The sequence below is a fragment of the Ruegeria sp. AI3 genome (genome assembly GCF_056541245.1).
Map to the genome: position 1 here is coordinate 36,892 of NZ_JBQFYA010000007.1, position 26,004 is coordinate 62,895.

The 26,004-nt window shown below is 59.4% G+C and carries 31 protein-coding genes; 20 read left to right on the top strand and 11 right to left on the bottom strand.

From position 1 onward, the window contains the following. Positions 1–15: 15 nt before the first annotated feature. The 4 genes from ACRZ95_RS11900 to ACRZ95_RS11915 form a co-directional block, all read right to left on the bottom strand. Positions 16–714 (bottom strand): lytic transglycosylase domain-containing protein, encoded by a 699-nt coding sequence (locus ACRZ95_RS11900; RefSeq protein WP_480554982.1) that lies wholly within the window; start codon positions 712–714, stop codon positions 16–18. A gap of 73 nt (positions 715–787) precedes the next feature. Further along, positions 788–1,216 (bottom strand): Lrp/AsnC family transcriptional regulator, encoded by a 429-nt coding sequence (locus ACRZ95_RS11905; RefSeq protein ID WP_170679256.1) that lies wholly within the window; start codon positions 1,214–1,216, stop codon positions 788–790. 49 nt (positions 1,217–1,265) lie between these two features. Then, the gene (locus ACRZ95_RS11910) at positions 1,266–2,480 is read right to left on the bottom strand and encodes an MFS transporter (RefSeq protein WP_170679254.1); all 1,215 of its coding nucleotides are present in this window, start codon (positions 2,478–2,480) and stop codon (positions 1,266–1,268) included. A 3-nt stretch (positions 2,481–2,483) separates the two neighbouring features. Then, a complete protein-coding gene (locus ACRZ95_RS11915; RefSeq protein WP_170679252.1) occupies positions 2,484–2,738 on the bottom strand; it encodes a metal-sensing transcriptional repressor in 255 nt (84 codons plus the stop codon). A 133-nt stretch (positions 2,739–2,871) separates the two neighbouring features. On the opposite strand from ACRZ95_RS11915, the gene ACRZ95_RS11920 reads away from it, so the two are divergent. The 7 genes from ACRZ95_RS11920 (at position 2,872) to ACRZ95_RS11950 (ending at position 7,650) form a co-directional block, all read left to right on the top strand. Further along, positions 2,872–3,486, top strand: a complete 615-nt coding sequence (locus tag ACRZ95_RS11920; protein WP_170679245.1) for a ribonuclease D — start codon at positions 2,872–2,874, stop codon at positions 3,484–3,486. Beyond that, positions 3,483–4,445 (top strand): KpsF/GutQ family sugar-phosphate isomerase, encoded by a 963-nt coding sequence (locus ACRZ95_RS11925; protein WP_170679243.1) that lies wholly within the window; start codon positions 3,483–3,485, stop codon positions 4,443–4,445. Before ACRZ95_RS11920 ends, ACRZ95_RS11925 begins: the two co-directional genes overlap by 4 nt. Before the next feature lie 11 nt (positions 4,446–4,456). Continuing rightward, entirely contained in the window at positions 4,457–5,056 is a 600-nt protein-coding gene (lptC, locus tag ACRZ95_RS11930; protein WP_170679241.1) for an LPS export ABC transporter periplasmic protein LptC, read from the top strand. A 3-nt stretch (positions 5,057–5,059) separates the two neighbouring features. Beyond that, entirely contained in the window at positions 5,060–5,554 is a 495-nt protein-coding gene (locus ACRZ95_RS11935; protein ID WP_480554985.1) for an LptA/OstA family protein, read from the top strand. Beyond that, positions 5,554–6,312, top strand: a complete 759-nt coding sequence (gene lptB, locus ACRZ95_RS11940) for an LPS export ABC transporter ATP-binding protein (protein WP_170679238.1) — start codon at positions 5,554–5,556, stop codon at positions 6,310–6,312. The genes ACRZ95_RS11935 and lptB overlap by 1 nt, the downstream gene beginning before the upstream one ends. Before the next feature lie 252 nt (positions 6,313–6,564). Next, on the top strand, positions 6,565–7,128 hold the full coding sequence (gene hpf / locus ACRZ95_RS11945; RefSeq protein WP_170379957.1) for a ribosome hibernation-promoting factor, HPF/YfiA family: 564 nt from the start codon (positions 6,565–6,567) through the stop codon (positions 7,126–7,128). A gap of 57 nt (positions 7,129–7,185) precedes the next feature. After that, a complete protein-coding gene (locus tag ACRZ95_RS11950) occupies positions 7,186–7,650 on the top strand; it encodes a PTS sugar transporter subunit IIA (protein WP_170679237.1) in 465 nt (154 codons plus the stop codon). A 67-nt stretch (positions 7,651–7,717) separates the two neighbouring features. On the opposite strand, the gene dalA is transcribed toward ACRZ95_RS11950, so the two are convergent. Then, a complete protein-coding gene (dalA, locus tag ACRZ95_RS11955; protein WP_170379959.1) occupies positions 7,718–8,233 on the bottom strand; it encodes a divisome-associated lipoprotein DalA in 516 nt (171 codons plus the stop codon). A gap of 169 nt (positions 8,234–8,402) precedes the next feature. Between dalA and ACRZ95_RS11960 the strand changes: the two genes are divergently transcribed. Next, positions 8,403–9,002: a L,D-transpeptidase gene (locus ACRZ95_RS11960; protein ID WP_170470964.1), complete on the top strand. Its 600-nt coding sequence runs from the start codon at positions 8,403–8,405 to the stop codon at positions 9,000–9,002. 140 nt (positions 9,003–9,142) lie between these two features. After that, a complete protein-coding gene (locus ACRZ95_RS11965; RefSeq protein WP_170379961.1) occupies positions 9,143–9,325 on the top strand; it encodes a hypothetical protein in 183 nt (60 codons plus the stop codon). Between the two features lie 75 nt (positions 9,326–9,400). Here the strand turns inward: ACRZ95_RS11965 and hemH are convergent, their stop codons facing one another. Further along, a complete protein-coding gene (gene hemH / locus ACRZ95_RS11970) occupies positions 9,401–10,450 on the bottom strand; it encodes a ferrochelatase (RefSeq protein WP_170679235.1) in 1,050 nt (349 codons plus the stop codon). A 56-nt stretch (positions 10,451–10,506) separates the two neighbouring features. Continuing rightward, positions 10,507–11,337 carry a methyltransferase domain-containing protein gene (locus ACRZ95_RS11975; protein ID WP_170679332.1) on the bottom strand — a complete coding sequence of 277 codons (831 nt, stop codon included), beginning with the start codon at positions 11,335–11,337 and terminating at the stop codon, positions 10,507–10,509. Between ACRZ95_RS11975 and ACRZ95_RS11980 the strand changes: the two genes are divergently transcribed. The 4 genes from ACRZ95_RS11980 to ACRZ95_RS11995 are packed head-to-tail and all read left to right on the top strand — an operon-like array spanning position 11,318 to position 13,663. After that, on the top strand, positions 11,318–12,082 hold the full coding sequence (locus tag ACRZ95_RS11980) for a double zinc ribbon domain-containing protein (protein WP_480554987.1): 765 nt from the start codon (positions 11,318–11,320) through the stop codon (positions 12,080–12,082). The genes ACRZ95_RS11975 and ACRZ95_RS11980 overlap by 20 nt on opposite strands. A 38-nt stretch (positions 12,083–12,120) precedes the next feature. Beyond that, entirely contained in the window at positions 12,121–12,378 is a 258-nt protein-coding gene (grxC, locus tag ACRZ95_RS11985) for a glutaredoxin 3 (RefSeq protein ID WP_170379965.1), read from the top strand. After that, entirely contained in the window at positions 12,378–13,208 is an 831-nt protein-coding gene (locus ACRZ95_RS11990; RefSeq protein ID WP_170679231.1) for a carbon-nitrogen hydrolase family protein, read from the top strand. Before grxC ends, ACRZ95_RS11990 begins: the two co-directional genes overlap by 1 nt. Before the next feature lie 14 nt (positions 13,209–13,222). Next, positions 13,223–13,663, top strand: coding sequence for a MarR family winged helix-turn-helix transcriptional regulator (locus tag ACRZ95_RS11995; protein WP_170379967.1), 441 nt, complete (start codon positions 13,223–13,225; stop codon positions 13,661–13,663). Between the two features lie 397 nt (positions 13,664–14,060). Here the strand turns inward: ACRZ95_RS11995 and ubiG are convergent, their stop codons facing one another. Continuing rightward, positions 14,061–14,807, bottom strand: a complete 747-nt coding sequence (ubiG, locus tag ACRZ95_RS12000; protein WP_170679229.1) for a bifunctional 2-polyprenyl-6-hydroxyphenol methylase/3-demethylubiquinol 3-O-methyltransferase UbiG — start codon at positions 14,805–14,807, stop codon at positions 14,061–14,063. 49 nt (positions 14,808–14,856) lie between these two features. On the opposite strand from ubiG, the gene pip reads away from it, so the two are divergent. From pip to ACRZ95_RS12035, 7 genes are all read left to right on the top strand, one after another. After that, on the top strand, positions 14,857–15,834 hold the full coding sequence (pip, locus tag ACRZ95_RS12005) for a prolyl aminopeptidase (protein WP_170679227.1): 978 nt from the start codon (positions 14,857–14,859) through the stop codon (positions 15,832–15,834). After that, on the top strand, positions 15,831–16,649 hold the full coding sequence (locus ACRZ95_RS12010) for an ABC transporter substrate-binding protein (RefSeq protein ID WP_170679225.1): 819 nt from the start codon (positions 15,831–15,833) through the stop codon (positions 16,647–16,649). Before pip ends, ACRZ95_RS12010 begins: the two co-directional genes overlap by 4 nt. Before the next feature lie 160 nt (positions 16,650–16,809). After that, entirely contained in the window at positions 16,810–17,400 is a 591-nt protein-coding gene (gene rimP, locus ACRZ95_RS12015) for a ribosome maturation factor RimP (protein ID WP_170679223.1), read from the top strand. After that, positions 17,400–19,010 carry a transcription termination factor NusA gene (gene nusA, locus ACRZ95_RS12020; protein WP_170679221.1) on the top strand — a complete coding sequence of 537 codons (1,611 nt, stop codon included), beginning with the start codon at positions 17,400–17,402 and terminating at the stop codon, positions 19,008–19,010. Before rimP ends, nusA begins: the two co-directional genes overlap by 1 nt. 23 nt (positions 19,011–19,033) lie before the next feature. Beyond that, a complete protein-coding gene (locus ACRZ95_RS12025; RefSeq protein ID WP_170679219.1) occupies positions 19,034–19,657 on the top strand; it encodes an RNA-binding protein in 624 nt (207 codons plus the stop codon). Between the two features lie 8 nt (positions 19,658–19,665). Then, entirely contained in the window at positions 19,666–22,140 is a 2,475-nt protein-coding gene (infB, locus tag ACRZ95_RS12030) for a translation initiation factor IF-2 (RefSeq protein WP_170470980.1), read from the top strand. Between the two features lie 260 nt (positions 22,141–22,400). Then, entirely contained in the window at positions 22,401–23,165 is a 765-nt protein-coding gene (locus tag ACRZ95_RS12035) for a caspase family protein (protein WP_170679217.1), read from the top strand. A 40-nt stretch (positions 23,166–23,205) separates the two neighbouring features. Here the strand turns inward: ACRZ95_RS12035 and ACRZ95_RS12040 are convergent, their stop codons facing one another. The 3 genes from ACRZ95_RS12040 to tdh form a co-directional block, all read right to left on the bottom strand. Continuing rightward, a complete protein-coding gene (locus tag ACRZ95_RS12040) occupies positions 23,206–24,033 on the bottom strand; it encodes an alpha/beta hydrolase (protein ID WP_170679214.1) in 828 nt (275 codons plus the stop codon). Continuing rightward, positions 24,033–24,908 (bottom strand): tryptophan 2,3-dioxygenase, encoded by an 876-nt coding sequence (locus tag ACRZ95_RS12045; protein WP_170679213.1) that lies wholly within the window; start codon positions 24,906–24,908, stop codon positions 24,033–24,035. Before ACRZ95_RS12045 ends, ACRZ95_RS12040 begins: the two co-directional genes overlap by 1 nt. A 64-nt stretch (positions 24,909–24,972) precedes the next feature. Beyond that, positions 24,973–26,001 carry an L-threonine 3-dehydrogenase gene (gene tdh, locus ACRZ95_RS12050; protein WP_170679330.1) on the bottom strand — a complete coding sequence of 343 codons (1,029 nt, stop codon included), beginning with the start codon at positions 25,999–26,001 and terminating at the stop codon, positions 24,973–24,975. Between the last annotated feature and the right edge of the window lie 3 nt (positions 26,002–26,004).

Genomic DNA, 26,004 nt, shown 5'->3' on the forward strand with positions numbered 1-26,004 from the left:
GGGCACGCTGACCTCCTAGTTGAATGCGATGAAGGCGGTGGCAGCACCCGCCGCCGGAACCAGAGACCCCAGAGACCCGCCATTGGATTCAACCGGTTGCGCCGGGATCAGCGGGGCTGCGGCGCCGGTGAATGGGTCCCGCGACGCGACGTGAGTTTGTGGTGGAACGGACCCGTCCAGCTGGGTCAGAACGGTCTGGAACCGACCGCGATAAGCCTCGGCCAAAGACGGCGTGCGCGAATGATAGGCCCCGGCGGCGGCGGGCCACGATCCAAGCTCGGCATAGAGGTCTTTGAGAAACCGTGCGGCGTAGGTGGCGTTTTCCTGCGGGTCGAACATCGCGTCGATCGAGCGGAAGGCTTTACCGTGCCAGCGGTAGTTGATCTGAAAACACCCGATGTCAAAGCTGCGCTTGCCGGCTTTGAAAATTCGGAAAACATAGGTTTTTGCCTCAAGCTCGGAGGTGAACCAATAGCCCTGCCCTTCGACATTGATGGTCCAGGGCCAGGGTTGTAGCCGCCCTTCATGGGTGCGCCCCGTCTCAACCCGTGAAATGGCGCGCAACACGTCCAGTGGTACGCCTTCGGACAGCGCGGCGCGGCGTGCGGCCTGATCGCAGATATCACCCGTTCGGGCATCCGGCATGGCACGCCCGACCTGCGCAATCAGCGCAAGCGTCAGCACAAAGACAATCGAGACGAAACAATGGGGCATTCTGCCGGTCCGGGATTCGGGTCATTCCGGGCCAAGCTAGCCAGTCATCAGTTTACAGAGGGTTATCGCCCCATCATTTTCGGTCGATCCGACGTCCGAACACGACGCTGGTATTGGTGCGCAGAACGCCGGGGATTTTGGCCAGTTCATCGACCAGAATATCCAGATCCTCGATCCGGGGGGCCTCGGCGGAGAGCAGCAGGTCAAACTCGCCATTGATCGACAGGCATCGTTTGACCTCGGGATAGGCTTCAAGCCGTTTGATGATGCGGGTGGTTTCCTTTTGCTGGACCTCAAGCATTACGATCACCTGCACGCGCGGGGTATCGTCGGTGGCGTGCAATTGAACGGAATAGCCCGCAATCACGCCGCGGTCTTCCATGCGTTTGATCCGCTCATGCACGGTAGTGCGGGCCACACCCAGCTTGGCCGCGATATTCGTGGTCGATTCACGGGCATTGTGCTGCAGCGCGGTGATGATGCGGCGGTCGAGCTGATCCATGGGGCCTCCGGCAGGGTCGCTCTGGTTTACGGCAGAAGCGCCCGGAGGCTCAAGGCTTCTGCGCAGAGGGTGCTTTGTCGGACCGCGGCCAGATGATCAGTGCAGCAGCGATGCCTAAGGCAGAAACGCAGGTTGTGGTGGTCATGACCACGGTTGCGCAGAAACGGGTCATCAGCCATCCCGATAGCGGATAGAGGACCAACCAACAGGCATGGGATAGGGTGAACTGGGCGGCAAATACGGCGGGTCGGTCTTCGGGCCGGGCCGAGCGGGTCAATAGGCGGCCCGAGGGGGTCAGGGTCATTGAATAGCCGAAGCCCACGCAGGCCCAGAAGGCCGTGAGCAGCGGTAGGGTGAGTGCTCCGGATGTCATGGCTGCTCCGGCCATGGCCAGCACGCCAATTGTCGCCCCGGTCAGCATGACCCGGCGGTCCTTGAACCGATCCAGCAGAGAGGGAAGTACGAAGGCCGCGATCATCGAGCCGCCGCCGAATCCGGCCAGAGCTATGGCCACGGCGCTTTCGGACAGGCCCAGATCCGCGCGCACAAGGACCACAGTATTGACGATCACCATAGAGCTCAGCGCCGCTGCAGACCAACTGAGTGCCAGAAGGCCGCGCAAACGTGTTGTCGACAGATAGATGCGGATGCCGCGCGTTGTCCGTTCGTATATTCCGCGTCGCTCTGCGGGTTTGGGCGAGGGCAGAAAAACGGACACCACCAGCAGCGCCGAGGCAATAAACCCAGCTCCGGTCCCCCAAAACAGCGTGTCAAAACTGACAAAGACCAACAACGCAGCCGCCAGCATTGGGCTGAGCAGGCTTTCCAGATCGTAGGCAAGGCGCGACAAGGACAGCGCGCGCGTGTAGTCCTGTTCATCCGTCAGGACGTCGGGAATCGTAGCCTGAAACGCGGGGGTGAACCCGGCCGAGGCCGATTGCAGGACGAAAATCAGTACATAGATCTGCCAGACCTCGGATACGAAGGGCAGGCACAGTGCGACCGCAGCCCGTATCAGATCCAGCACCACCAGCATCCTGCGCCGGTCGAGTTGTTCTGCAAACGCCGCCGCCAGCGGGGCAATCCCCACATAGGCGACCATCTTGATGGTCAGAGCCGTGCCCAACACCATCCCCGCAGCCTCGCCCGCCAGATCATAGGCCAGAAGGCCCAAAGCGATCGTCGCCAACCCGGTCCCCGTTAACGCAACGACCTGAGCTGCCAGAAGGTGGCGATAGGTGCGATTTTGCAGGACACTGAGCATTGGTCAGAGGTACTTTGTAATGGTTTTGAAATCTTCGATGGCCGATCCGTCCTCGGATGTCAGGCAATGGTCGATATGATCGTGGATAAGAACCCGCTTGGCATTGGTGATTGCTTTCTCGACCGCAAACAGTTGCTGGGCAACGTCGGAGCAGGGCGCTTGATCTTCGAGCATGGCAATGACTTTCGCCAGATGCCCATGCGCCCGTTTCAGGCGGGCGGTGATTAGCGGGTGCGATTCATGCGTGTGATCAGTCATGGCTTATCCTTATCCCCCCCATAGGGATAATATCAAGCCCACAAAGCGACAGAATGCCCGGCTACAGGCTCAGCGTTGAGTTTACCGGATAAACCGCCTATCTCGGGGTCGAGACCGCACAAAGGAAACCTCTGTGGCAAACCACCTTTATAAAAACGACCTGCCTGAAGGGCTGGACCTTGGGCCGTTCGTGGCCATCGACTGTGAAACCATGGGGCTGAATCCGCATCGGGATCGCTTGTGCGTGATCCAGATGTCTGGCGGCGACGGCAACAGCCATATCGTTCAGGTTGAAAAGGGGCAGACCGAGGCTCCGAACCTCTGCGCCATGCTGGAAGACCCCAACGTGCTGAAACTGTTCCATTTCGGGCGTTTCGATATCGCCGCGATGTACCACGCCTTTGGGGCATTGGCCGCACCGGTCTATTGCACCAAGATCGCCAGCCGCCTCGTGCGCACTTATACCGACCGCCACGGGCTGAAAAACCTGTGTCAGGAGTTGATCGGCGTCGATATCTCGAAGCAACAGCAGATGAGCGATTGGGGCGCCGAGACCCTGTCTGAGGCCCAACTGGAATACGCGGCTTCGGACGTGTTGTACCTGCATCGCCTGCGGGATGAGCTGAACAAGCGGCTGGCCCGCGAAGGCCGGACCGAGATGGCGCAGGCCTGTTTTGACTTCCTGCCGATGCGTGCGAAACTCGACCTCGCAGGCTGGCCCGAAACTGATATTTTTGCGCACTCATGACCGATACCGAAGCATTCCTGAAAACCGCCCGTCAGGTTGTCACCGATGAGGCCCGCGCACTGGACGCGCTGGCCGAAAGCCTGAACGAGGATTTTGCCGAAGCGGTGCAGCTGATCCTGCAGGCCACCGGTCGCATCATCATCAGCGGTATCGGCAAGTCGGGCCATATCGGCCACAAGATCGCGGCCACATTGGCCTCGACCGGCACGCCCGCCTATTTCGTCCACCCCGCCGAGGCGAGCCACGGTGATCTGGGCATGGTGTCCAAGGATGATGTGGTTCTGGCGATCTCGAACTCCGGCGAAGCGCCGGAGCTGGTCAACCTTCTGGCCTTTACGCGCCGATTCGGCATTCCGCTGATCGGTCTGTCCAGCAAGCCGGAAAGCACGCTGATGAAACAAGCTGACGTGCATCTGCTGATCCCTTCTTTGGGTGAGGCCTGCGGGTTCGGCATGGTGCCCTCGATCTCGACCACGCTGACGCTGGCTATGGGCGATGCCTTGGCGATCGCGCTGATGAAGCACCGTGATTTCAAGCCAGAGGACTTCCGCGCCTTCCACCCCGGCGGCAAACTCGGCGCGCAGCTGTCCACGGTGCGCGACCTCATGCATGCCGATTTGCCCGTGGTGCGGTCCGGTACCTCCATGAGCGAGGCGCTGCTGGTCATGAGCCAGAAGAGCTTTGGCGTAGTAGGTGTGACAGATGATGCGGGTCGCCTGTTGGGCATCGTGACGGATGGCGACTTGCGCCGCAACATGGACGGGCTTTTGAACAAGACCACGGATGAGGTCATGACCCGCGATCCTCTGACCATCGCGCCTAACGCCATGGCGGAAGAGGCCGTAGGCATCATGAATGACCGCAAGATCACATCGCTGTTCGTGGTCGATCCTGAAGCGGATGGGCAGGCGCAGGGTCTGTTGCACATCCACGACTGCCTGCGCGTCGGTCTGGGTTAGGGAGCGATACGGTGGATCGCTATTCCCGCATGGTTCAGTTCCTCAAGGTGCTGCTGCCTCTGACGGCGATTGTCTTGCTGTCCACCGTTTTCCTTCTGTCTCGCAGCATCGAAACCGATGTCTCGGTGCCCTTCTCGCAGGAGGATATCGAAGATCGCCTGGCCGGGCAGGTCATTACGCAACCCAACTACCGCGGTACCACCAAAAAGGGCGAAGAGGTACAGATTGAGTCGACCAGGGTGACCCAAGGGTCCGAGGGCGAAGAGCCGACGGCGGCGCAGTTTCGCGGGCGGTTCGGGATGCTGAACGGTGGTGAGATCAAACTGGATTCCAACTCGGGCCTGATCCGGCCCGATAAGGGGACGGCGACTTTTGTTGGCGATGTGGTGATTACCACCTCGGACGGCATTAAGGTCACGACCGACCTTTTGAATACATCGCTGGAAGAAATACGTGGCGACACTCCCGGTCAGGTCGATGGCACCGGCGTCATCGGAACATTCTCTGCCGGTCGTATGCAATTTGGCACTGAAAAAAAGGACGGACCGGTCCATATTCTTTTTACAGACGGCGTGAAGTTGGTATATGAGCCAACAAAAGCAGAAAGATAACCTGTGATCTATTTTCGATTTCTCTTTGTTTGCATGGCTCTGTTGATGGGCCCGGTTTCTGCCATCGCACAGGAAGCGCAGGTTGCATTCGGTTCGGTCAAGGCCGACCCCAGCCTGCCGGTCGAGGTGACCTCGGACTCACTGAACGTCAATCAAGAGGATGGATCGGCCGAGTTTCTCGGCAATGTGATCGTGATTCAGGGGGAAATGCGCCTGTCGGCTGAGCGGGTTCTGGTGATCTACAGTCAGGACCGCTCATCCATTGAACGGATGGAAGCGACCGAGAATGTCGTTCTGGTCAGCCCTCCGGATGCCGCCGAAGGGGATCAGGCGGAATACACCATCGACACAGGTGTGATCGTGATGAAGGGCAACGTGCTGCTGACACAGGGGCCCAGCACGATCAGCGGCGACCAGATGGTTGCGAACCTGACCTCGGGCACCGCAACGATGACGGGCCGCGTCAAAACCATTCTTCAGCAGGGTGGCGGAAACTGATGGCTGCCCCAACCTTGTCTGTCGCGGAAGGAAGCGCAGGTCTGCGCATCGATAAACTGCGCAAATCCTATCGGAAAAAAACTGTGATCCGGGATGTGTCCATGACGCTCGACCGGTCCGAAGTAGTCGCACTGCTGGGTCCGAACGGGTCGGGTAAGACGACGACCTTTTACTCCGTCGCCGGGCTGGTTTTCCCCGAAGCCGGTAAGGTCACGATAGACGGGCAGAATGTCACGACGCTGCCGATGTATCGCCGCGCTCGTCTTGGGATCGGCTATCTTCCGCAGGAGATGTCGATTTTTCGCGGCATGAGCGTCGAGGACAATATCGCCTCGGTTCTGGATATCACCGTCAAGCACGCCCATCGCCGGAAAGAGCGGTTGGAGGAGTTGCTGTCGGATTTCTCGATCGAACACCTGCGCCGCGCGCCCGCGCTTGCCCTGTCCGGTGGTGAGCGGCGCCGGGTAGAGATCGCGCGCTGTCTGGCCGCCGATCCGAAATATCTGCTGCTTGATGAACCCTTTGCTGGCGTTGACCCAATCAGTGTGGGGGATATCCGGCATCTGGTGGCTGATCTGAAGAAGCGCGGGATTGGCGTGTTGATCACCGACCACAACGTGCGCGAAACGCTCGAGATCGTGGATCGTGCCTATATCCTGCATGACGGGCAGGTTCTGATGTCAGGTACACCTGACGAAGTGGTCGAGAACGAAAACGTGCGCCGGGTTTATCTGGGCGAAAACTTCCGTATTTCATAGGGTTGGGCGATTTTTCGCCGGACGCTTCGCGGAAATCGCGTATATACAGCTCTGTTTTGATTGACTCTTCCGCCGCCTCTTGTCTCAATTGGGGTATGGCATTTATTCGGTTCCAGTCTGGATCTCGATACCCCTTCACTGAAGGGCTGGGACGGCAGCAACCGATCAAAATGTCGATATCCCCCACCCGATAAAAACAAGCATGTTGCGTGACGCAACGTCAGAATGGGTGTGAATTGTGAAGGAGATCACATGCGTTACCAAATCAGCGGAAAACAGATCGACATCGGTGCGGCCCTGCAGACCCACGTGCAGACCGAACTGGGCGAAGTTGTTGGCAAGTATGCCCAGCGCCCGACCGACGCCAATGTCGTCTTTTCCCGTTCGGCGCATGAATATGTATGCGAAACGACTGTACATTTATCTACCGGCCTGACCGCTCAGGCCAAGGCCCACGCAACCGAGATCTATGCAGCGTTCGAGGCATGCTGTGACAAGATGGAAACACAGTTGCGCCGCTACAAGCGCCGCCTGAAGGACCATCACAAGGATCGTTCTGAGCCTGTTGAACTCTTTGGGGCGTCCTCTTATATCCTCGCCTCTGACGAATCGAACACGGCAGATGAACCCGAATCGCTACAGCCCATGATTGTGGCTGAGATGGAAACAAAGATCCCATCGCTCAGCGTTGGTGAGGCCGTAATGCAAATGGAACTTGCCGGAGCGCCGGTGTTAGTGTTCCGGAATGAGAACAAGGATGGGTTGAATGTCGTGTATCGCCGCGATGACGGCAATATCGGCTGGATTGATCCTTAAACAGGCAAGTTGAGAGAGGTCGGCCTTAGCACGCAAAGGCCGCTATGGAGCATGATCATGGAGCTTTCGAGCATTCTCAAGCCCGAAGCAGTACGTGTGTTATCTGCCGCATCTAGCAAGAAGCGGCTGTTTCAGGAAATCGGCGACGTTGCTGCCAGTGCTTTGGATCTGGATACCCAGATCGTCGTGGATTGCCTGCTGGAGCGCGAAAGCCTCGGCCCCACGGGTGTAGGTCATGGCGTGGCATTGCCACATGCGCGGCTGGGCGGGATCGAGTCGGTCTCAGGCGTTTTTGTGATGCTTGAGAAGCCGATCGACTTTAGCGCGGTTGACCGCCAGCCGGTGGACATCGCCTTTGCGCTGTTTGCACCTGAAGAGGCGGGTGTGGATCACCTCAAGGCTTTGGCACTGGTGTCGCGCACTCTGCGTGACAGCGCGGTTTGCGCCAAGCTGCGGGCGAACCCTGATCCGGTCAAGCTTTACGCGATCCTTACCGAAGCGCAGTCTATGCAAGCCGCCTAAAGCCTTGTGAAATTGAAAAAAGCCCGCGAAAACCGCGGGCTTTTTTGTTTTGGGAGGGGGAGGGTTGTTAGCCGCCGGTTCCCATTTCCAGCGTCCACCAGATCTTACCGCCGTTTTCCTGATGCCACGCAAAGCCCATCTGCGTCGCCTTGGGGTCCAGGATTACAGAACGGGGGCCGGGTTCCTGCATCCAGGCGGCCAGTGTCTCGGTTTCCGTCTCATAGGTTTCCGAGATCGCCTCACCCAGGAACGTCCCGAAATAGCCAACGCGTGCCGCTCGGTCGATCGGGGAAGAGCCATCCGATCCGAAGTGCCAGGGACGATTCTGTCGGGCCATATCTTTGGAATGCGTCGCCGCAGCCGCGTTCAACTGAGAGTTCAGTTGCACGGACTGCAAGCCCTGCGCCTGCCGCAGTGCATTCACCGAATCGAGCATGCGGAACTGCAGCTTCTCGGGGTTGCCACGGATTTTGTAGACTGAAGGTAAGGGGCGCCCATCGGCACCCAGCGCCGTGGTGCTCGTGTCGGTACATGCCGCCAAGGCGACAAGGCAAATCAACAGAAAAGAAAAGATACGCGTCATGATCGACCTGATTATTGTGTCGCTAACGGGCATAACGCGCTAGGCTGTCTTGAGCAAACGCACAATGACCATACCCTGCATGATTCTGCCGGTTTGGTTTGCGACTGAAGCATTCTGGCAATAAAATGGGCCAGATTTTCCATTTCGCCATAACGAAGGACCTTTTGTCATGGTTAAAAAGCACATTCCTCTTTCGACGCGCCGGGGGTTTCTGGCCGGAGCCTCGTCTCTGCTGGCCGCGCCTGCGATCGCGCAGTACATCCCGGGCGACCCGCTACGACCTGCACCTGAACCCGAAGCGCCGGTCCGGCGTAATGTCTCAGGATTCCGCGCTCAGGACTGGCGGCCTTATTTCTCGAACACCAGAAACGGGGCCATTCTTGTCGATACCACGTCACGAGCGCTGCATTATTGGTCAAATGATCAATCTGTATACAAACTCTACCCCTCTTCGGTTCCTTTGACCGAGGAGATGACCCGTCGCGGGCGCACCAGCGTCATTCGCAAGGTTGAGGGGCCAAGCTGGTCTCCGACGCCGTCGATGAAGAGACGAAACCCTGAATGGCCCGATTACATCCCGCCCGGCCCCGATAACCCATTGGGAACGCACGCTTTGTATCTGGGGTGGAAGTATTACCGCATCCACGGTACACATGACACGCGCAAGATCGGGCGGAAATCTTCGAATGGCTGCATCGGCCTGTTCAACGAAGACATCGCCGAGCTGTTCTCAATGGCGAAGGTCGGCACGCAAGTGTTGCTAATTTGACGACATTTTCGCTCACCGACTCGATTAATCGGCAAGTTGCAATTGCATTCCAACCGCTTTGCTGATTAGAAAAATATCACGAGGTAAGTCTTAGATGTGCGGTTCCGCGGACTGGAGCCGTGCAGATTCTGGAGGTTAATATGAAAAAACTCGTTCTCGCCGCTGCACTGACCGCTGCTGCTTCGACCGCTTATGCCGGTAACCTGGAAGAGCCGGTTGTTGAGGCACCTGTTGTTGTTGAAGAAACCCAGGGCACGTCGCAGGGCATCATCCTGCCGCTGATCCTGCTGGTTGTAGTTGCCGCAGCTGTTGCAGCAAGCTAATTCGACGAGCAATATCCAGAGAAAAGGCGGTGGAGCTTTCCACCGCCTTTTTTCATGTCCAGTTGTCGGGGCTGGTTAGTCCAGCCAGCCGTTCAGATTGTCTTCGATGATCTTGCCCAAAGCGGCGATATGCGAATCATCGTCATTGAGGCAGGGAATATAGGTGAAGTGTTCACCGCCGGCCTCTTCAAAGCTTTCCTTGATCTCTTCATTGATCTCTTCCAGCGTCTCGATGCAATCGGCCGAGAACGCCGGTGCAATAACCGCGATGTTCTTTTTACCCTGTTTCGCCAGATCGGCCACGTGGTCGACCGTATAGGGCTTCAACCACTCCTCGGGGCCAAAGCGCGACTGGAAGGTTGAGACCAGCTGATCGTCCGACCAGCCGAGCCGCTCTTTCAGCAATCGTGAGGTCTTGACGCATTGGCAGTGATAGGGATCGCCCTGCTGCAGATATCGTTCAGGCATCCCGTGGTAGGAGCAGACCAGCACGTCCGGCTTTGTCTCCATCTTGGCATAGGCGCGTTCGACGGATTGGGCCAACGCCTCGATATAGGTGTCGTCGTCGTAGTAGGCGGGTACCGTACGGCTCGCAGGTTGCCACGGTTCCTCCATCAGGCAACGGAAGAACTGGTCATTGGCGGTTGCCGTCGTGGCACCGGCATAGTGCGGATAGAGCGGGAAGAACAGGATGCGGTCACAGCCTTCTGCCACCATATTCCGGACCTTGGATTTGGTAGACGGATTGCCGTAGCGCATGCAGAAATCGACTATCACCTGATCGCCATAGCGAGCCTGCATCGCATCGCGCAGCTTGGCGGTCTGGTCCTTGGTGATCGTCATCAGCGGGCTTTCACCCTTGTCATGATTCCAGATCGACTTGTAAGCCTCACCCGAGCTAAAGGGGCGCTTGGTCAGGATGATCGCCTGCAGAATCGGCTGCCATTTCCACGCCGGGTAGTCGATCACTCGGCGGTCCGAGAGGAACTCGTTCAAATAGCGGCGCATTGGCCAATAGCTGTAGTGATCGGGCGTGCCCAAATTGGCCAGCAGGATGCCCACGCGCCCCATTTTAACCTTGGGGTGGTCGGCTGGTGCATGCACGGGGCGTGTGGCGTCAAACATTTGGGTCTTCCTGCATTTTCTAGGTCTGGCCTGAGATAAGGGGAAATGTCCGGTCGTCAATCGGACAGTTTGCCCTCGCTGGTACCAAGGGCTTCGGCAAGGCGCATCCGGGCGGATCCGGGGCGCAGCGGTTTGGGTTGGCTGTCGTCGGGCGACCAGCCGGTCAGGCAGATCAGCTCGAACGTGGCGGGCAGGCGGCCTTGAGGTGTCGCGAAATGTTCTGCGTAGATACTCTGCGCGCGTTCGAACACCTTGCGGCGGGTCGGGGATTTCAATCGGTTGGTCAGCACGTTGGTTTCGGCCATCGCGCGCAGGTCCTGCATCAGATGGGTCAGGTCTCGATATTCCGCAGTCATAGGCACCGCATCCGCCACCGGCAGCGCCAGCCCAGTGCGTTGCAGCAGAGCTCCTAGATCCCGCAGCTCTCCCATCGGAGCGATTCGGGGGCTGAGGCCACCGGTCACCTCAATCTCGGCCTGCCCAAGGGCGGCGCGCAGCTGATGCAGGGTCTCTCCGCCCAGACAGACGGTCAATAGCAGCCCATCCGGGCGTAAGGCGCGGTGACATTGGATCAGTTGGCCGACCGGGTCATTGGCCCAATGCAGGGCCATGGCGTGAACCACCAGATCATGCGTGCCAGGCGTAAGCTCCAGCGTTTCTTCATCCGCCACGAGCGTCGCGCCGGGCATTGCATCCTGCCAGATATGCGCAAAAGGGGTCACAATCGCAGGCGCCGTAAAGGTTCTGTTAACCATGCTTAGCCGATCCTGCACCTCGTCTACAGCGGCGCGGTGCAGGAATAGGGCCTCATCCCTAACCCGCGCGCGGCGGTGGCGCTGGGTGGCGCGGTCAAACAGAGAGGGTGCATTGGACGCAGGCATTTTCATACCCCGCAGGTATCGCATTTGGCCCCGAGTTCAAACAGCGTTGCACCTGATCTATCCCCCGCGATGCATGAGCTGCGGAGAGCTGACCGAATCCGACTTTGGCCTGTGTGCAACATGTTGGCGGGACACGCCGTTCATCGGCGGCACGGTCTGCGACAGTTGCGGCATGCCCGTCCCCGGCGAAAGGGACGGCTTTCGGATCGACTGTGACGATTGCCGAAAGACGCCTCGCCCGTGGAAGGACGGGCGCGCAGCGCTGCTGTATAAAGGGCGGGCGAAATCCCTGATCCTGGCGTTGAAACATGGCGACCGGCCCGAACTGGCGAAACCCGCCGCGCGCTGGATGGCGCAGGCGGGCCGAGAGGTTCTGAAGCCCGACATGTTGATCGCTCCGGTTCCGCTGCACTGGTCCCGCCTGGTGAAACGGAGGTATAACCAATCGGCGCTTCTGGCGCAGCATCTGGGGCGCGAAACGGGGTTGCAGGTCTGCCTGGACCTGCTGGTTCGAACGGCGCGTACGCCGGTTCTGGACGGCAAAACAGCCGCCCAGCGTGCTGATGCACTGGATGGGGTCATAGCGCCGCATCCCAAACGAGATCAGCGCATCAAAGGGCGTGATATCCTGTTGGTGGATGACGTGATGACCTCAGGTGCCACGCTGGCGGCCTGTACGCAGGCGTGTCTTGCCGCTGGGGCAAATCATATTTTCGTGTTGGTGCTGGCGCGCGTTGCCAAGGATGCCTAATTCGCACAAGATCGTGTGAAACCCGAAGGGACGGATTTATGAAACCTGTTGAAATCTACACATCGCCTCTGTGCGGCTTCTGCCACGCGGCCAAACGCCTGCTGAAGCAAAAAGGGGTCGAGTTCAAGGAAATCGACGTATTGATGCACCCCAAGCGCAAGCCCGAGATGATCAAACGTGCCGGCGGCAAACGCACCGTGCCGCAGATCTTCATCGGCCCCGATCACGTTGGCGGCTGTGATGACCTCTATGAGCTCGACCGTCAGGGCAAGCTGGACCGTCTGCTGGCGGCGTGATGAAGACCGCTCTGCTGCAAATCACCTCGTCGGACGATCCGGCTGCGAATCTGGAAATGGTTCGCGCCATTATGGCCGAGGCCGCCGAGCAAGGCGCGCAGTTCATCCTGACCCCCGAGGTCACGAATTGCGTGTCCAACAGCACCACCCGGCAGCGCGAGGTGTTGCAGCATGAGGAAGACGACACAACTCTGGCCGGTCTGCGGGCGCAGGCCGCTGAGTTGGGTGTTTGGCTGCTGATCGGCTCGTTGGGGATCAAGACCCATGATGCAGATGGCCGTTTTGCCAACCGGTGCTTCATGATCGACCGCAAAGGGCAGATCGTAGCGAGCTATGACAAAATCCACATGTTCGATGTGCAGGTGACCGAGACCGAAACCTTCCGCGAATCGGCCAATTACCGCCCCGGCGACAAGGCCGTCATCGCCGAGACAGATTTCGGCAAGGTCGGCCTGACCATCTGCTATGACATCCGCTTTCCGCATCTGCATGCCGCTTTGGCGCAGGCCGGGGCGCGGATTTTGACCGTCCCGGCGGCGTTTTCGCCTGTCACAGGGGCCGCGCATTGGGAATCGCTGCTGCGCGCACGCGCGATTGAGACCGGCTGCTGGGTTCTGGCCCCCGCGCAAACCGGCGCCCATCCCAAAACGCGGGGCAAAACCCGCCACACCCACGGTCACAGCATGGTCGTCGCCCCTTGGGGAGAGGTTCTGATCGACGCAGGGACCGATCCGGGCATTCACTTTTTCGAATTGAATGATAGTTCTGTGTCCGAGGCGCGCCGTCGCGTGCCCTCATTGACCCATGTGCGGGCTTTTGACGGCCCCTGAACCAGAACCGGACCATGACAGACGACACCAATGCCCTTGCGGTCACGCTTTTCAGCGAGATCCTGACCGCCGACCAGCTATTGCGTAACCGGCTGAGCCGGGTGCTGCCCAAGGGCATGGAAATCTCGCATTTCTCGGTGCTGAACCATCTGGCCTATGCCGGAGGAGAACGGACGCCCGCGCAACTCGCCAGCACCTTCCACGTGACCCGAGGCGCAATGACCAACACTTTGGCCAAGCTGGAATGGGCCGGCTACATCCACATCCGTCCCGACTGGGACGACGCCCGCCGCAAGATGGTCGCGATCAGCCCCGCTGGCCGCCGCGCGCGCGATCAGGCGATTTCCTCGATTGCTCCGCTGATCAACCGCGTGGTTGGAGAGCTGGGGTTGGAGCGCGTCCGCAGCACGCTGCCCGTATTGAGGGATTTGCGGTTGCAGTTGGAGGGGGAGTAGCGGTGAGAAATGCCACTCTGCACCAGTAATGGATTCTTGAGGGCGCGAGAGGACCTTGCTCAAGTCTGCAGGTTCATATCTTTCGCGAATTGGGCAACCTCTAACTTTCAGTAGAGAATATACGCCAAAATTCCGTCATAGGAATTCGCACGCTAGGCATATAACCATCGACGATGGTTTCAACAGCATGATGACAATAGGCGCCTATACCAGCCCGGTTGTCGGAATCGGAGTTCCGGCGTTCTCTTTGATCGCAAGCATGAACACTCCAATCGCAATGAGCGCAAAAAATATGCACGCTAAGCCCAACACGCTTCCGACAAGCGGATTTCGATCATAGAGCGGAAGGAACCACCCAATTGTCCAGTTGCTGATCGGTCGCATATTTGTGCTGAGACTACCCCGGGTTCAAACTCGCCGTCACATAGTTCACGCTCAAATCCCTGTCTGAGATCGACCAGCTCCAGAGGATCGGGTTGAAGACGAATCCCTTGCGGTCCACCGGCTCCAGCCCTGCTTGGCGTAGTAGTTCGAACAGCTCATCGGGGGTGATGAACTTGTTCCACTCATGTGTGCCGCGTGGCAGCCAGCGCATGACAACCTCGGCCCCGAAGATGGCCATGGCATAGGATTTCGGGTTGCGGTTGATGGTCGAGCAAATCTCGAGCCCGCCGGGTTTCAGCAATTGTTGCGTGGCGGTCAGGTAGCTTAGCGGGTCGGCAACATGTTCGACCACTTCCATGTTCAGCACAACGTCGAACTGCTCGCCTGCAGCGGCCATGTCCTCGGCGGTGGTGTGGCGATAGTCTATCTCAAGGCCCGATTGCTCGGCATGGATGCGCGCGACGGGCAGGTTGCCCTCGGCGGCGTCGGCCCCCACCACCTCGGCCCCAAGGCGGGCCATGGGTTCGCTCAGCAGCCCTCCGCCGCACCCGATATCCAGAAGGCGCAGACCCTCGAACGGCATAGGCGCGGTCAAGTCGCGGTCAAACTCACCCGCGATCTGTTGTGTGATATAATCCAGTCGGCACGGATTCAGCATGTGCAGAGGCTTGAATTTCCCATGCGGGTCCCACCATTCCGCTGCCATCGCCTCGAATTTAGCGATCTCGGATGGGTCGACCGTGTTCGGATGCGCTTGCATTCCTGTCTCCGTGTGCTCTTTTACGTCTTAAGGACTATATAGGGCCATAATGGACAAGTACCCGGACCAAAAGCACGCAGTGCAATATCTCTACCCGCCGATCGATCCTTTTGATCAGCGGTTGGTTAGTGTGGGCGATGGGCACCAGATTTATATGGAGCAAAGCGGCAACCCCGACGGGGTGCCGGTGGTTGTGCTGCATGGGGGACCAGGGGGTGGCTGCAGCCCCGCGATGCGGCGGTATTTTGATCCACGTGTCTTCCGGGTGATTCTGTTCGATCAGCGCGGATGCGGGAAATCGCGGCCCCATGCCTCGGTCGAGGACAACACGACGTGGCATCTGGTTGAGGACATCGAGCGACTGCGGTCGCTGTTGGATATCGACGAATGGACCGTGTTTGGAGGTAGCTGGGGCGCGACTCTGGCTTTGATCTACGCGCAGGCGCATCCTGATCGCGTCAGCCGTCTGGTTCTGCGCGGCGTGTTTCTTGCGACACAGGCCGAGCTGGATTGGTTCTATGGCGGCGGCGCGGGCAAGTTCTGGCCCGAGCAATGGGCAAAATTCACCGCCCTGCTGTCCGAGGAAGAGCTGTCGGATACAATTGCGGCCTACAACAAACGCCTGTTCTCGGGCGACCGGGCAACCGAAGTTTTGTATGGGCGCGCTTGGTCGGCGTGGGAGAACGCCTTGGCATCGATCCATTCGAACGGATCGACGGGCGAAAGCCCCGGTGAATACGCGCGGGCCTTTGCGCGGCTCGAGAATCACTATTTCACCAACAATGCCTTTCTGCAGAAGGATGGGCAAATTCTGGATCAGATGGATCGCATCGCACATATCCCCGGGCATATCGTGCAGGGGCGCTATGACATGATCTGTCCGCCCCAGGCGGCGTGGTCGCTGGCCGAGCGCTGGCCCAATGTCGAACTGAAAATGGTTCGCCATGCAGGTCACGCCCTGTCGGAACCCGGAATAAGTGCCGAGCTTGTCCGCATCATGGACCGCGTGGCCGAGGGGGTGGCATGACCCGGATGGACCGCCGTGCTCTGTTTGCATCGGGTGCTGCCGCCGCGCTGCTGGCGGCCACCGGGGCGTCTTTGGCCGATACTCCGAAGAAAGGTGGCGCGCTGCGGCTGGCAGTTCCGCGCGATGACAGTTTGGAACAGTTGGCCCGTGGGGCCGTGTTCGACACCCTGACCGAGATTGCACCGGATGGCACATTGCGCGGAGAGTTGGCGATTGGGTGGCAGACCGAAGACAATGCGCACATCTGGCGATTTGATCTGCGCCAAGACGTCTCGTTCCACAATGGAACGGCGCTGCACGCTGATGATATTGTGGCCGTGCTGGCTGAACTTGGTCAGGCCGAGGCCCTGGCCGCTGATCACGTGCGGCTGGAACTGGCTGAGGCCAATCCTGGTCTTCCCTTCCTGCTGGCCGACAGCCGCTTTGTCGTAGCGCGCGATGGGCAGGCGGTGACGCCTTTACACGCGGCCAACGGGACCGGATGCTACCGGGTCGAGCGGGCCGAGGATGGGCGTCATTTCCTGGGCCGCAAAGTTGCCGGGCATTACAAGGACGGTCAGGCCGGTTGGGCCGATACAGTGGAAATCATCGTGATCCCTGATGCGCGCGTCCGCGCCGAAGCCTTGCGTGACGGATATGTGGACATTGCCGCCCTGCCCGAAAGAGGCGAACTGAAATCCCAGCGGGGGCTGCGCTATTACCCGAGCGAATCGGACATGGCGCTGGCCGTGGCGGCTCAGGTGGGAATGCCAAGGCAGATCGGTAAAGCGACGCTGGATGATGGCCGTATCGCCGAACGGTGGTGGTTGGCGTAAATCCGATCACGAATTGCGCCGGGGGTTGCAGACTCGGGAACTCCTGCGTATATGCAGTTGCAACAGCGGCGCGTTGAACTTCTGGTTCAAGGCTCCACCGGAAAATTCGACGGGCCGCGCGCCCGTTTTTTTGTGCCCGATCCATAGGGTAGAGAACCTGATGACAAACGACCTGATAGCCAAAGCGGCCATTGACCGGCGACTTGCCGAGATCATCACCCCCGTGATCGAGGATCTGGGGTATGAGCTTGTGCGCATCCGTTTGATGAGCGGCAAGCAAACCACGCTGCAGATCATGGCCGACAAGCCCGATGGCGGTATCGAAGTGGATGACTGCGCCGAGATTTCCAACGCGGTCAGCGCTACGCTGGATGTCGAGGACCCGATCCTCGATGCCTATACGCTAGAGGTCTCGAGCCCCGGTATTGATCGCCCTCTGACCCGTCTCAAGGACTTTGAAAATTTCGAAGGGTATGAGGCCAAGATCGAAACTGCCGAGCTGATCGACGGTCGCCGCCGCTTTAAGGGTGAATTGGCCGGGATCGAAGGGGATGAGGTTCTGATCAACATCCCCGAGGGGGCTGAGACGATCACCATCGGTCTGCAATTCGACTGGCTGAGCGACGCCAAGCTGGTCCTGACCGATGAGCTGATCAAGGAAATGCTGCGCCAGCGCAAAGACGCGGGTGCCCTGAACGAAAACGCTTTCGACGAGATTGAGACCGAAGGGTCCGAAGAGGAGACGAACTGATGGCAATCACCTCAGCCAACCAGCTGGAGCTGCTGCAGACCGCCGAGGCCGTGGCCCGCGAAAAGATGATCGACCCCGGTCTGGTTGTCGAAGCGATGGAGGAATCGCTCGCCCGTGCCGCCAAGAGCCGTTACGGCGCGGAAATGGACATTCGTGTCTCCATCGATCGCAAGACCGGCAAGGCGACCTTTACCCGCGTCCGCACCGTGGTCGAGGAAGAGGAACTGGAAAACTACCAGGCCGAGATGACCGTCGAGCAGGCACGTCAGTACATGGAATCGCCCGAGGTTGGCGACGTCTTCGTGGAAGAAGTGCCGCCGGTTGAAATGGGCCGTATTGCTGCTCAGTCCGCCAAGCAAGTGATCCTGCAGAAGGTTCGCGAGGCCGAGCGTGACCGTCAGTACGAAGAATTTAAGGATCGTGCTGGCACCATTATCAACGGTGCGGTCAAGCGCGAAGAATTTGGTAACGTCATCGTTGATCTGGGCGGTGCCGAGGCTGTTCTGCGCCGCAATGACAAGATCGGCCGCGAAAGCTATCGCCCGAATGACCGTGTGCGTGCCTATATCAAGGAGGTCCGCCGCGAGGTTCGTGGCCACCAGATCTTCCTGTCGCGCACCGCGCCGGAATTCATGGCCGAGCTGTTCAAGATGGAAGTGCCGGAAATCTATGACGGCATCATCGAGGTCAAGGCCGTGGCCCGTGACCCCGGCTCGCGCGCCAAGATCGCCGTGATCTCGTATGATGGTTCGATCGACCCTGTAGGCGCCTGCGTTGGTATGCGCGGTAGCCGTGTGCAGGCCGTTGTGAACGAGCTGCAGGGCGAAAAGATCGACATCATCCCGTGGAACGAAGATCAGCCGACCTTCCTGGTGAACGCGCTGCAGCCCGCCGAGGTCTCCAAGGTGGTTCTGGACGAAGAAGCCGGCAAGATCGAAGTTGTGGTGCCCGAAGAACAGCTGTCCCTCGCTATCGGTCGCCGTGGTCAAAACGTGCGTCTGGCCAGCCAGCTGACCAACCTGGACATCGACATCATGACCGAGGCCGAGGAATCGGCGCGTCGTCAGAAAGAATTCGAAGCTCGCACCCAGCTGTTCATGGACAGCCTGGATCTGGACGAGTTCTTTGCCCAGCTGCTGGTTTCCGAAGGCTTCACCAACCTCGAAGAGGTTGCCTATGTTGAGCTGGACGAACTGCTGGTCATCGACGGCGTTGACGAAGGCACCGCCCAGGAACTGCAGGCGCGTGCCCGCGATTTCCTTGAGGCGCAGGCCAAGGCCGCGCTGGATGCCGCGCGCGCTCTGGGTGCCGAGGACAGCCTTATTGAATTCGAAGGCCTGACACCCCAGATGGTCGAAGCGCTGGCCAAGGATGATGTGAAGACGCTCGAAGACTTCGCAACCTGTGCCGACTGGGAACTGGCCGGTGGCTGGACCACGGTCGATGGTGAGCGTATCAAGGATGACGGTGTGCTTGAGCCGTTCGGCGTAACGCTGGAAGAGGCGCAGGATCTGGTCATGACTGCTCGTATCATGTTGGGCTGGGTTGATCCGGACGAGCTGGAGCAGGCAGAAGAAGACGTCGAAGCCGAAGAGGAGGCCGAGGCCTGATCTCAGGGCCTCGGGTGGCTGAGATGGGTCGCGGTGGCGTCCATAAGGATCGGTCCGACGGACCTGAGCGCAAGTGCATCGCCACGGGCGAGGTTCTGCCCAAATACGGGCTGATCCGCTTTGTGACGGGGCCGGATGGTCAGGTCTATCCCGATGTCGCGGCGAAATTGCCGGGGCGCGGGGTCTATGTGGCGGCAGATCGCGCGGCCTTGGACAAGGCGGTCAGCAAAAAGCTGTTCTCACGCGGGTTCAAGGCGCAGGTCACGGCCCAAGCCGACCTGGCCGATGAGGTCGAAAAACAAGTCGCGCGTCGTGTGGTTGAGCTTCTCAGCCTGGCGCGCAAGTCCGGCGATGCGGTCGCCGGATACGAAAAGGTCAAGACGTGGCTGGACCGGGAAGAGGCTCAGGTACTGATTCAGGCCAGCGATGGATCGGGGCGCGGTAAGTCGAAACTCAGCACGCCGCACTTCGGAAAATACATCGGATGGCTCACGGCGGACGAGTTAGGGGCGGCATTTGGGCGCCAAACCGTGATTCATGCGGCGCTGGCCTCTGGCGGACTCGCCAAACGTGTTGTAGAGGAAGCGCAGCGCCTGCGTGGCTTGCGCGAAACGGATGACGGCGGCAGGGGCCGCGCGGAAGGGTAAGAAGCTTTATGAGCGATAATGACGGCAAAAAGACATTGGGTCTTCGTGGCGGGGCACGCCCCGGAAATGTGAAACAGAGTTTCAGCCACGGACGCACCAAGAATGTCGTGGTGGAAACCAAACGCAAACGCGTGGTGGTCCCCAAGCCGGGTGCCGGAAAGCCGGGTGGCGGAGCAACGCCCTCGGGTGATCCGTCGCGCCGTCCTGCCGGGATCTCCGACGCGGAAATGGCCCGCCGGATGAAGGCATTGCAAGCCGCCAAAGCGCGCGAGGTCGAAGAGGCCGCCGCTCGTGAGGCAGCTGAAAAGGCGCGTGAAGAAGAACGCGCCCGTCGCCGTGCGGAACAAGAGGCCAAGGAACGCGAACAGCGTGAGGCCGAAGAGAAAGCCCGCGCCAAGGCCGAAGAAGAAGAGCGCAAGCGCCAAGAGGCGGAAGAAGCTGCCAAACGCGCTGCTGCCGCCCCGGCCCCGGAAGAGCCCAAAGCGGCCCGTAGCCCGGCCAGCAAGCCTGCACCTGCGGCTGCTCCGCGCAAACAGGATCGTGAGCGTGAACAGCGCGGTCGTGGCAAAGGCCGCGACGACAACCGCCGTTCGGGCAAGCTGACACTGGGTCAGGCCACTGGTGGCGAAGGCAACCGCCAACGCTCGATGGCCGCGATGAAGCGCAAGCAAGAGCGTGCGCGTCAGAAAGCTATGGGCGGTTCGGTCGAACGCGAAAAGGTCATTCGTGACGTTCAGCTGCCCGAGGCCATCATGGTCTCAGAGCTCGCCAACCGTATGGCCGAACGTGTGGCTGATGTTGTTAAGTCGCTGATGCAGATGGGCATGATGGTTACTCAGAACCAGACCATCGACGCTGACACTGCGGAACTGATCATCGAAGAGTTTGGCCACAAGGTCACACGTGTCTCCGATTCGGATGTTGAAGACGTCATCAAAGAGGTCGAAGACAGCGAAGACGATCTGCAGCCGCGTCCGCCGGTCATCACCATCATGGGTCACGTTGACCACGGTAAGACTTCGCTGCTGGATGCAATCCGCGACGCGCGCGTTGTGGCAGGTGAGGCCGGTGGCATCACCCAGCACATCGGCGCCTATCAGGTGAAAACCGATGGCGGCACCACGTTGACCTTCCTGGATACCCCGGGCCACGCGGCGTTTACCTCGATGCGTTCGCGCGGTGCTCAAGTCACGGATATCGTGGTTCTGGTTGTGGCGGCAGACGACGCCGTGATGCCGCAGACGATCGAGGCGATCAACCACGCCAAAGCGGCCGGAGTGCCGATGATCGTGGCGATCAACAAGGTCGACAAGCCCGATGCAAACCCGGACAAGGTACGGACCGATCTGCTGCAGCATGAAGTAATCGTCGAGAAAATGTCGGGTGATGTTCAGGACGTTGAAGTCTCTGCCATCACCGGTCAGGGTCTGGACGAACTGCTGGAAGCCATCGCACTGCAGGCCGAAATTCTGGAACTGAAAGCCAACCCCGACCGCGCCGCCCAAGGCGCTGTGATCGAGGCGCAGCTGGATGTGGGTCGCGGCCCTGTGGCCACCGTTCTGGTTCAGAACGGCACGCTGCGTCAGGGCGATATCTTCGTTGTGGGTGAGCAATACGGTAAGGTCCGTGCGCTGATCAACGACAAGGGCGACCGCGTCAAGGAAGCCGGCCCCTCGGTTCCGGTTGAGGTTCTGGGTCTCAACGGTACGCCCGAGGCGGGTGACGTTCTGAACGTGACCGAGACCGAAGCGCAAGCCCGTGAGATTGCTGCCTATCGCGAGCAAGCCGCCAAGGACAAACGCGCCGCCGCCGGTGCCGCGACCACCCTTGAGCAGCTGATGCAGAAAGCCAAGGAAGACGAAAACGTCACCGAGCTGCCGATTCTGATGAAGGCGGACGTACAAGGTTCGGCCGAAGCCATCGTTCAGGCGATGGAGAAGATCGGCAACGACGAAGTGCGCGTGCGCGTTCTGCACTCGGGCGTGGGTGCGATCACCGAGACGGATGTCGGTCTGGCCGAAGCCTCCGGCGCACCGATCTTCGGGTTCAACGTCCGTGCCAACGCATCGGCGCGGAACACCGCGAACCAGAAGGGTGTCGAGATCCGCTATTACTCGGTGATCTATGACCTCGTGGATGACGTGAAAGCGGCCGCATCCGGCCTGCTGAGCGCCGAGATCCGCGAGAAGTTCATCGGTTACGCCGAGATCCGCGAAGTCTTCAAGGTCACTGGCGTCGGCAAGGTTGCTGGCTGTCTGGTCACCGAAGGCGTTGCCCGCCGCTCCGCAGGCGTCCGTCTGCTGCGCGACAACGTGGTGATCCACGAAGGCACGCTGAAGACGCTGAAGCGCTTCAAGGACGAAGTGGCCGAGGTTCAGTCGGGTCAGGAATGCGGTATGGCGTTCGAGAACTACGACGATATCCGCGCAGGCGACGTGATCGAAATCTTCGAGCGCGAAGAAGTCACCCGCACGCTGGACTGATCCGGTTCTGCACGTAAGTTTGAAAACAGCGGCTCGACTTGGGCCGCTGTTTTTTTTGGCACATCGCGATCTACGTCTATTTTTTGGTTCAACGTGTTCCTCGTTACATTCAAGCTATGCAGGGGGCTTTAACAAGTTCGTATATGGACTTTCGAGGCCCGGTCTTGATTTACTGTTGGTCGGGATTGAACGGACCCGCAGCACTTAAGGGCCAAACGAAGAGACCTGCTTTTCTCGTTCGACCGGATTTGGAGATAGATTTGACACGTATTTTTACAGCACTCTGCTTTGTCATCACCCTGATCGCCGGGCCCGCATTGGCACATGAACGGTTTGCCCTCGTGATCGGGAATGCTGGGTACACAACTGTCCCGGCCCTCGACAACCCTGTGAACGACGCGCGCTTGATGAGCGAAGAGCTGCGCGGTGCAGGATTTGCGGTCACGACACTGACGGATGCAAGCCGCGCAGAGATGGAGCAGGAGGTCGAAGCTTTTGCCAGCACCGTGCGCGCAGCGGGGTCCGAGGCTTTGGCAGTGTTCTATTTTGCCGGGCACGGGGTGCGCAGTGATGATTTCAACTACCTGCTTCCGCTCGGCGTGAACATCCAGTCCGAGGCTGATATTGCGGATCAGGCTGTCCCGGCCGAGTGGGTTCTGGATCGCATTCACACACCTCAGGCCGTGAGTGTCATGATTCTGGACGCGTGCCGCGACAATCCTTTTGGAAGTGAAACGGACGGTGCACTGGATGTCGGCGACGGGCTTGCGCGTATGACAGCCCGCACCAACAACCTGATCGCTTATGCCACCGGACCCGGCGACGTCGCACTGGACGGGACCGGAACCAACAGCCCCTACACAGCAGCCATCGCACGTGCGATCGGGACCAGAGGTCTCACCCTTGAGCAGATGTTTGATCAGGTGCGCACGGATGTGATCGGCGAAACGGACGGAGTGCAATCCCCTTGGGCCCGGTCATCCCTGAACATACGGATTGGCATCAAGGACCCGAGTTTGAATTGACAGGGGCCAGCACTGGGCATTGCGAAGACTAGGGCGTTCCCTACTGCTTTGAAGATGTGAACGTCCCGGGATGCATGATGATGTCGAAATGCTGCATCCCCTTTTTCAGATCGAAGCTGACAGAATGTCCGGCCTTGCGCAGGTGCTCGGCGTAGTCGCGGCTTTGACGGATGAATTCCGGGGTGTCCCTCTCGGCCACGGTCACGTGGTAGCGCGGTCCGGGTCGTGGCACGTGGCGTATGGGGGAAAGGTCGTTGACCTCAACCGGTGTCAGTTGCAGCGGATCGTTGACCGAGGTCAGGCTGATCGGTTCCAGATCGTAGACGCCGCTGATCAGGATCACGTCGCGCACCCTCAAGCCGGCGCGGGCCAGAGCGTTTGCAGACTGCGCCATAACCATGCTGGCCAATTGCGCACCGGCGCTGTGCCCTGACAAGGTGATCCGGGTCGGATCAAACCCCAGGGACTTAGCCTGCGACGCTAGCCAGAGCAGCGCATCGCGGCACTCGTCGATCATGTCCGCGATGCGGGCATCAGGGGCCAGAGTATAGTTCAGTGTCGCAAAAGCCTGACCCGCTTCAATCAGCGCCGGTGCCATCATGGCGGACTCGCGCTGGCTAAGGGCCTGCCAATAGCCGCCATGGATAAACACATGCAGCGGCGCGCCTGCCTCGGCCGCTGGGAAATAATCCAGAACCTGTGCGGGGCCTGCACCATAGGTCAGATTTTCCTGAACCGTCAAACTGCCCCGCGCCTGAGCGCTGAGGGCACTATAGCTGGCAATGTAAGGCGTCAGATCACCGCCGATCATAGATCTCGGCGAATATTCCTGTTCCAGTTCAGCCTGTGAAAACCCGCGATACAGCATCAGTCCCCCGCATAGATCAGTTCTGTGCGCATATCATACAAATCGTGGAAGAAGCGCAATTCCAATGCTTTGCGTAAGAAGCCGACGCCGCTGGAGCCTCCTGTTCCCGGTTGCATCCCGATGACACGTTCAACGGCGGTCGCGTGATCGAACCGCCACCGTTGGAACAGGCATTCCACATCCATCAGCTTCTCTGCCAGCGCGTAAAGCTCCCAGTGTTTTTCGGTCTCCCGAAAGACCTGAACCCAGATTTTGACCACCCGAGGATCGCCGGAGTAGGGCTGCGCATAGTCCCGTTCCAGCAGGTCCTGTGGCACGTCAAAACCTTGGCGGGCCAGCATGTGCAGTACCTCGTCATAGAGCGACGGCTTGGTAAGGGCTGCGTTCAGCATTTCCATCACTTCGGGATCATGGGCGTGAACCTTCAGTGTCGAAGGATCCTTGTTGCCCAGAATGAACTCGATCTGGCGGTAGCCATAGCTTTGGAACCCGGAGGAACTGCCAAGCGCCTGCCGAAAGGTCATGTAGTCGGCGGGCGTCATAGTCAGCAGGGTTTCCCAGGCCGCGATCAGCTGATGTTGAATGGCTTTGATGCGGTCGAGGTTTTTCATCGCCGGACCAAACGCGTCCTGCTGCAGGAATCGGCGTACCTCGACCAGTTGATGGTGCATCAGTTTCAGCCACAGCTCGCTGACCTGATGGATGATGATGAACAACATCTCGTCGGGCTGGGCGGGGTCCTGAAACGTCTTCTGCAGGTTCAGCAGCGTCTTGAGTTGCAGAAAATCGCCATAGCTTTTGCGATGGGTCTCGGTGAAATCGGTGACCAGAGAGTCTTCGATCCCGCGTTCCAGATACCTGTCAGTGTCGCTCATTTGCTCCTCCAAACGCCTGAGGTTACCCGATGTGTAAGGGGTCAGCCCGCGCAGCGCCAGAGGGTCAGGTCCAGTCGAGAACCACCTTGCCGGATTGACCAGATTTCATGGCCGCAAACCCTTCGGCAAAATCGTCGACTTTCATCTGATGGGTGATCACGCGGCTAACATCCAGGCCGTTTTGCAGCATGGCGATCATCTTGTACCAGGTCTCGAACATCTCGCGCCCGTACACGCCCTTGATGGTGATGGCCTTGAACACGATGCGGGACCAATCGACCGGGGACTTGCCGGGCGGAATACCCAGCAGGGCAATCTTGCCACCCATAACCAATGCCTCGACCATTTGGTCCAGCGCGACTTGCGAGCCGGACATTTCCAGCCCCACATCGAAACCTTCCTTCAATCCCAGCTCGGCGATAACATCCTGCAGGTCCTCTTTGGAGACATCGACTGCGCGAACCGTTGGCACCACATGTTCGGCCAGTTTCAGGCGGTCGGGGTTGATGTCGGTGATGACCACATTGCGGGCACCTGCGTGGCGGGCGACGGCTGCGGCCATGATGCCAATCGGTCCAGCGCCTGTGATCAGCACATCCTCCCCTAGCAGATCAAAGCTGAGCGCGGTGTGAACGGCGTTTCCCAGCGGGTCGAGAATGGCTCCGATTTCGTCAGGCACGTCGTCGGGCAGGGGGACGACATTGAAGGCCGGCAGTTTCAGGTATTGCGCAAACGCGCCTTGTTCGTTGACGCCTATGCCGCGCGTTCCGGGGTCGAGGTGGAACTTGCCTGCGCGGCTCTGACGGCTGTCTGTTCCGATCAGGTGCCCCTCGCCCGAGCAGCGCTGCCCGATCTCAAGCCCGGTTACGTTGCGGCCGATCTCGACGATCTCACCCGCGAATTCATGGCCGGTGATCATCGGAACGGGAACGGTTGCTGCGGCCCAGTCGTCCCAGTTCCAGATATGAATGTCGGTCCCGCAGATGCCGGTCTTGTTGATCCGGATCAGCACCTCATCCGGGCCGATCTCGGGCACCGGGGCCTGTACCATCCACAGGCCTTCCTTGGGTTCGGATTTTTCCAGTGCTTTCATTGT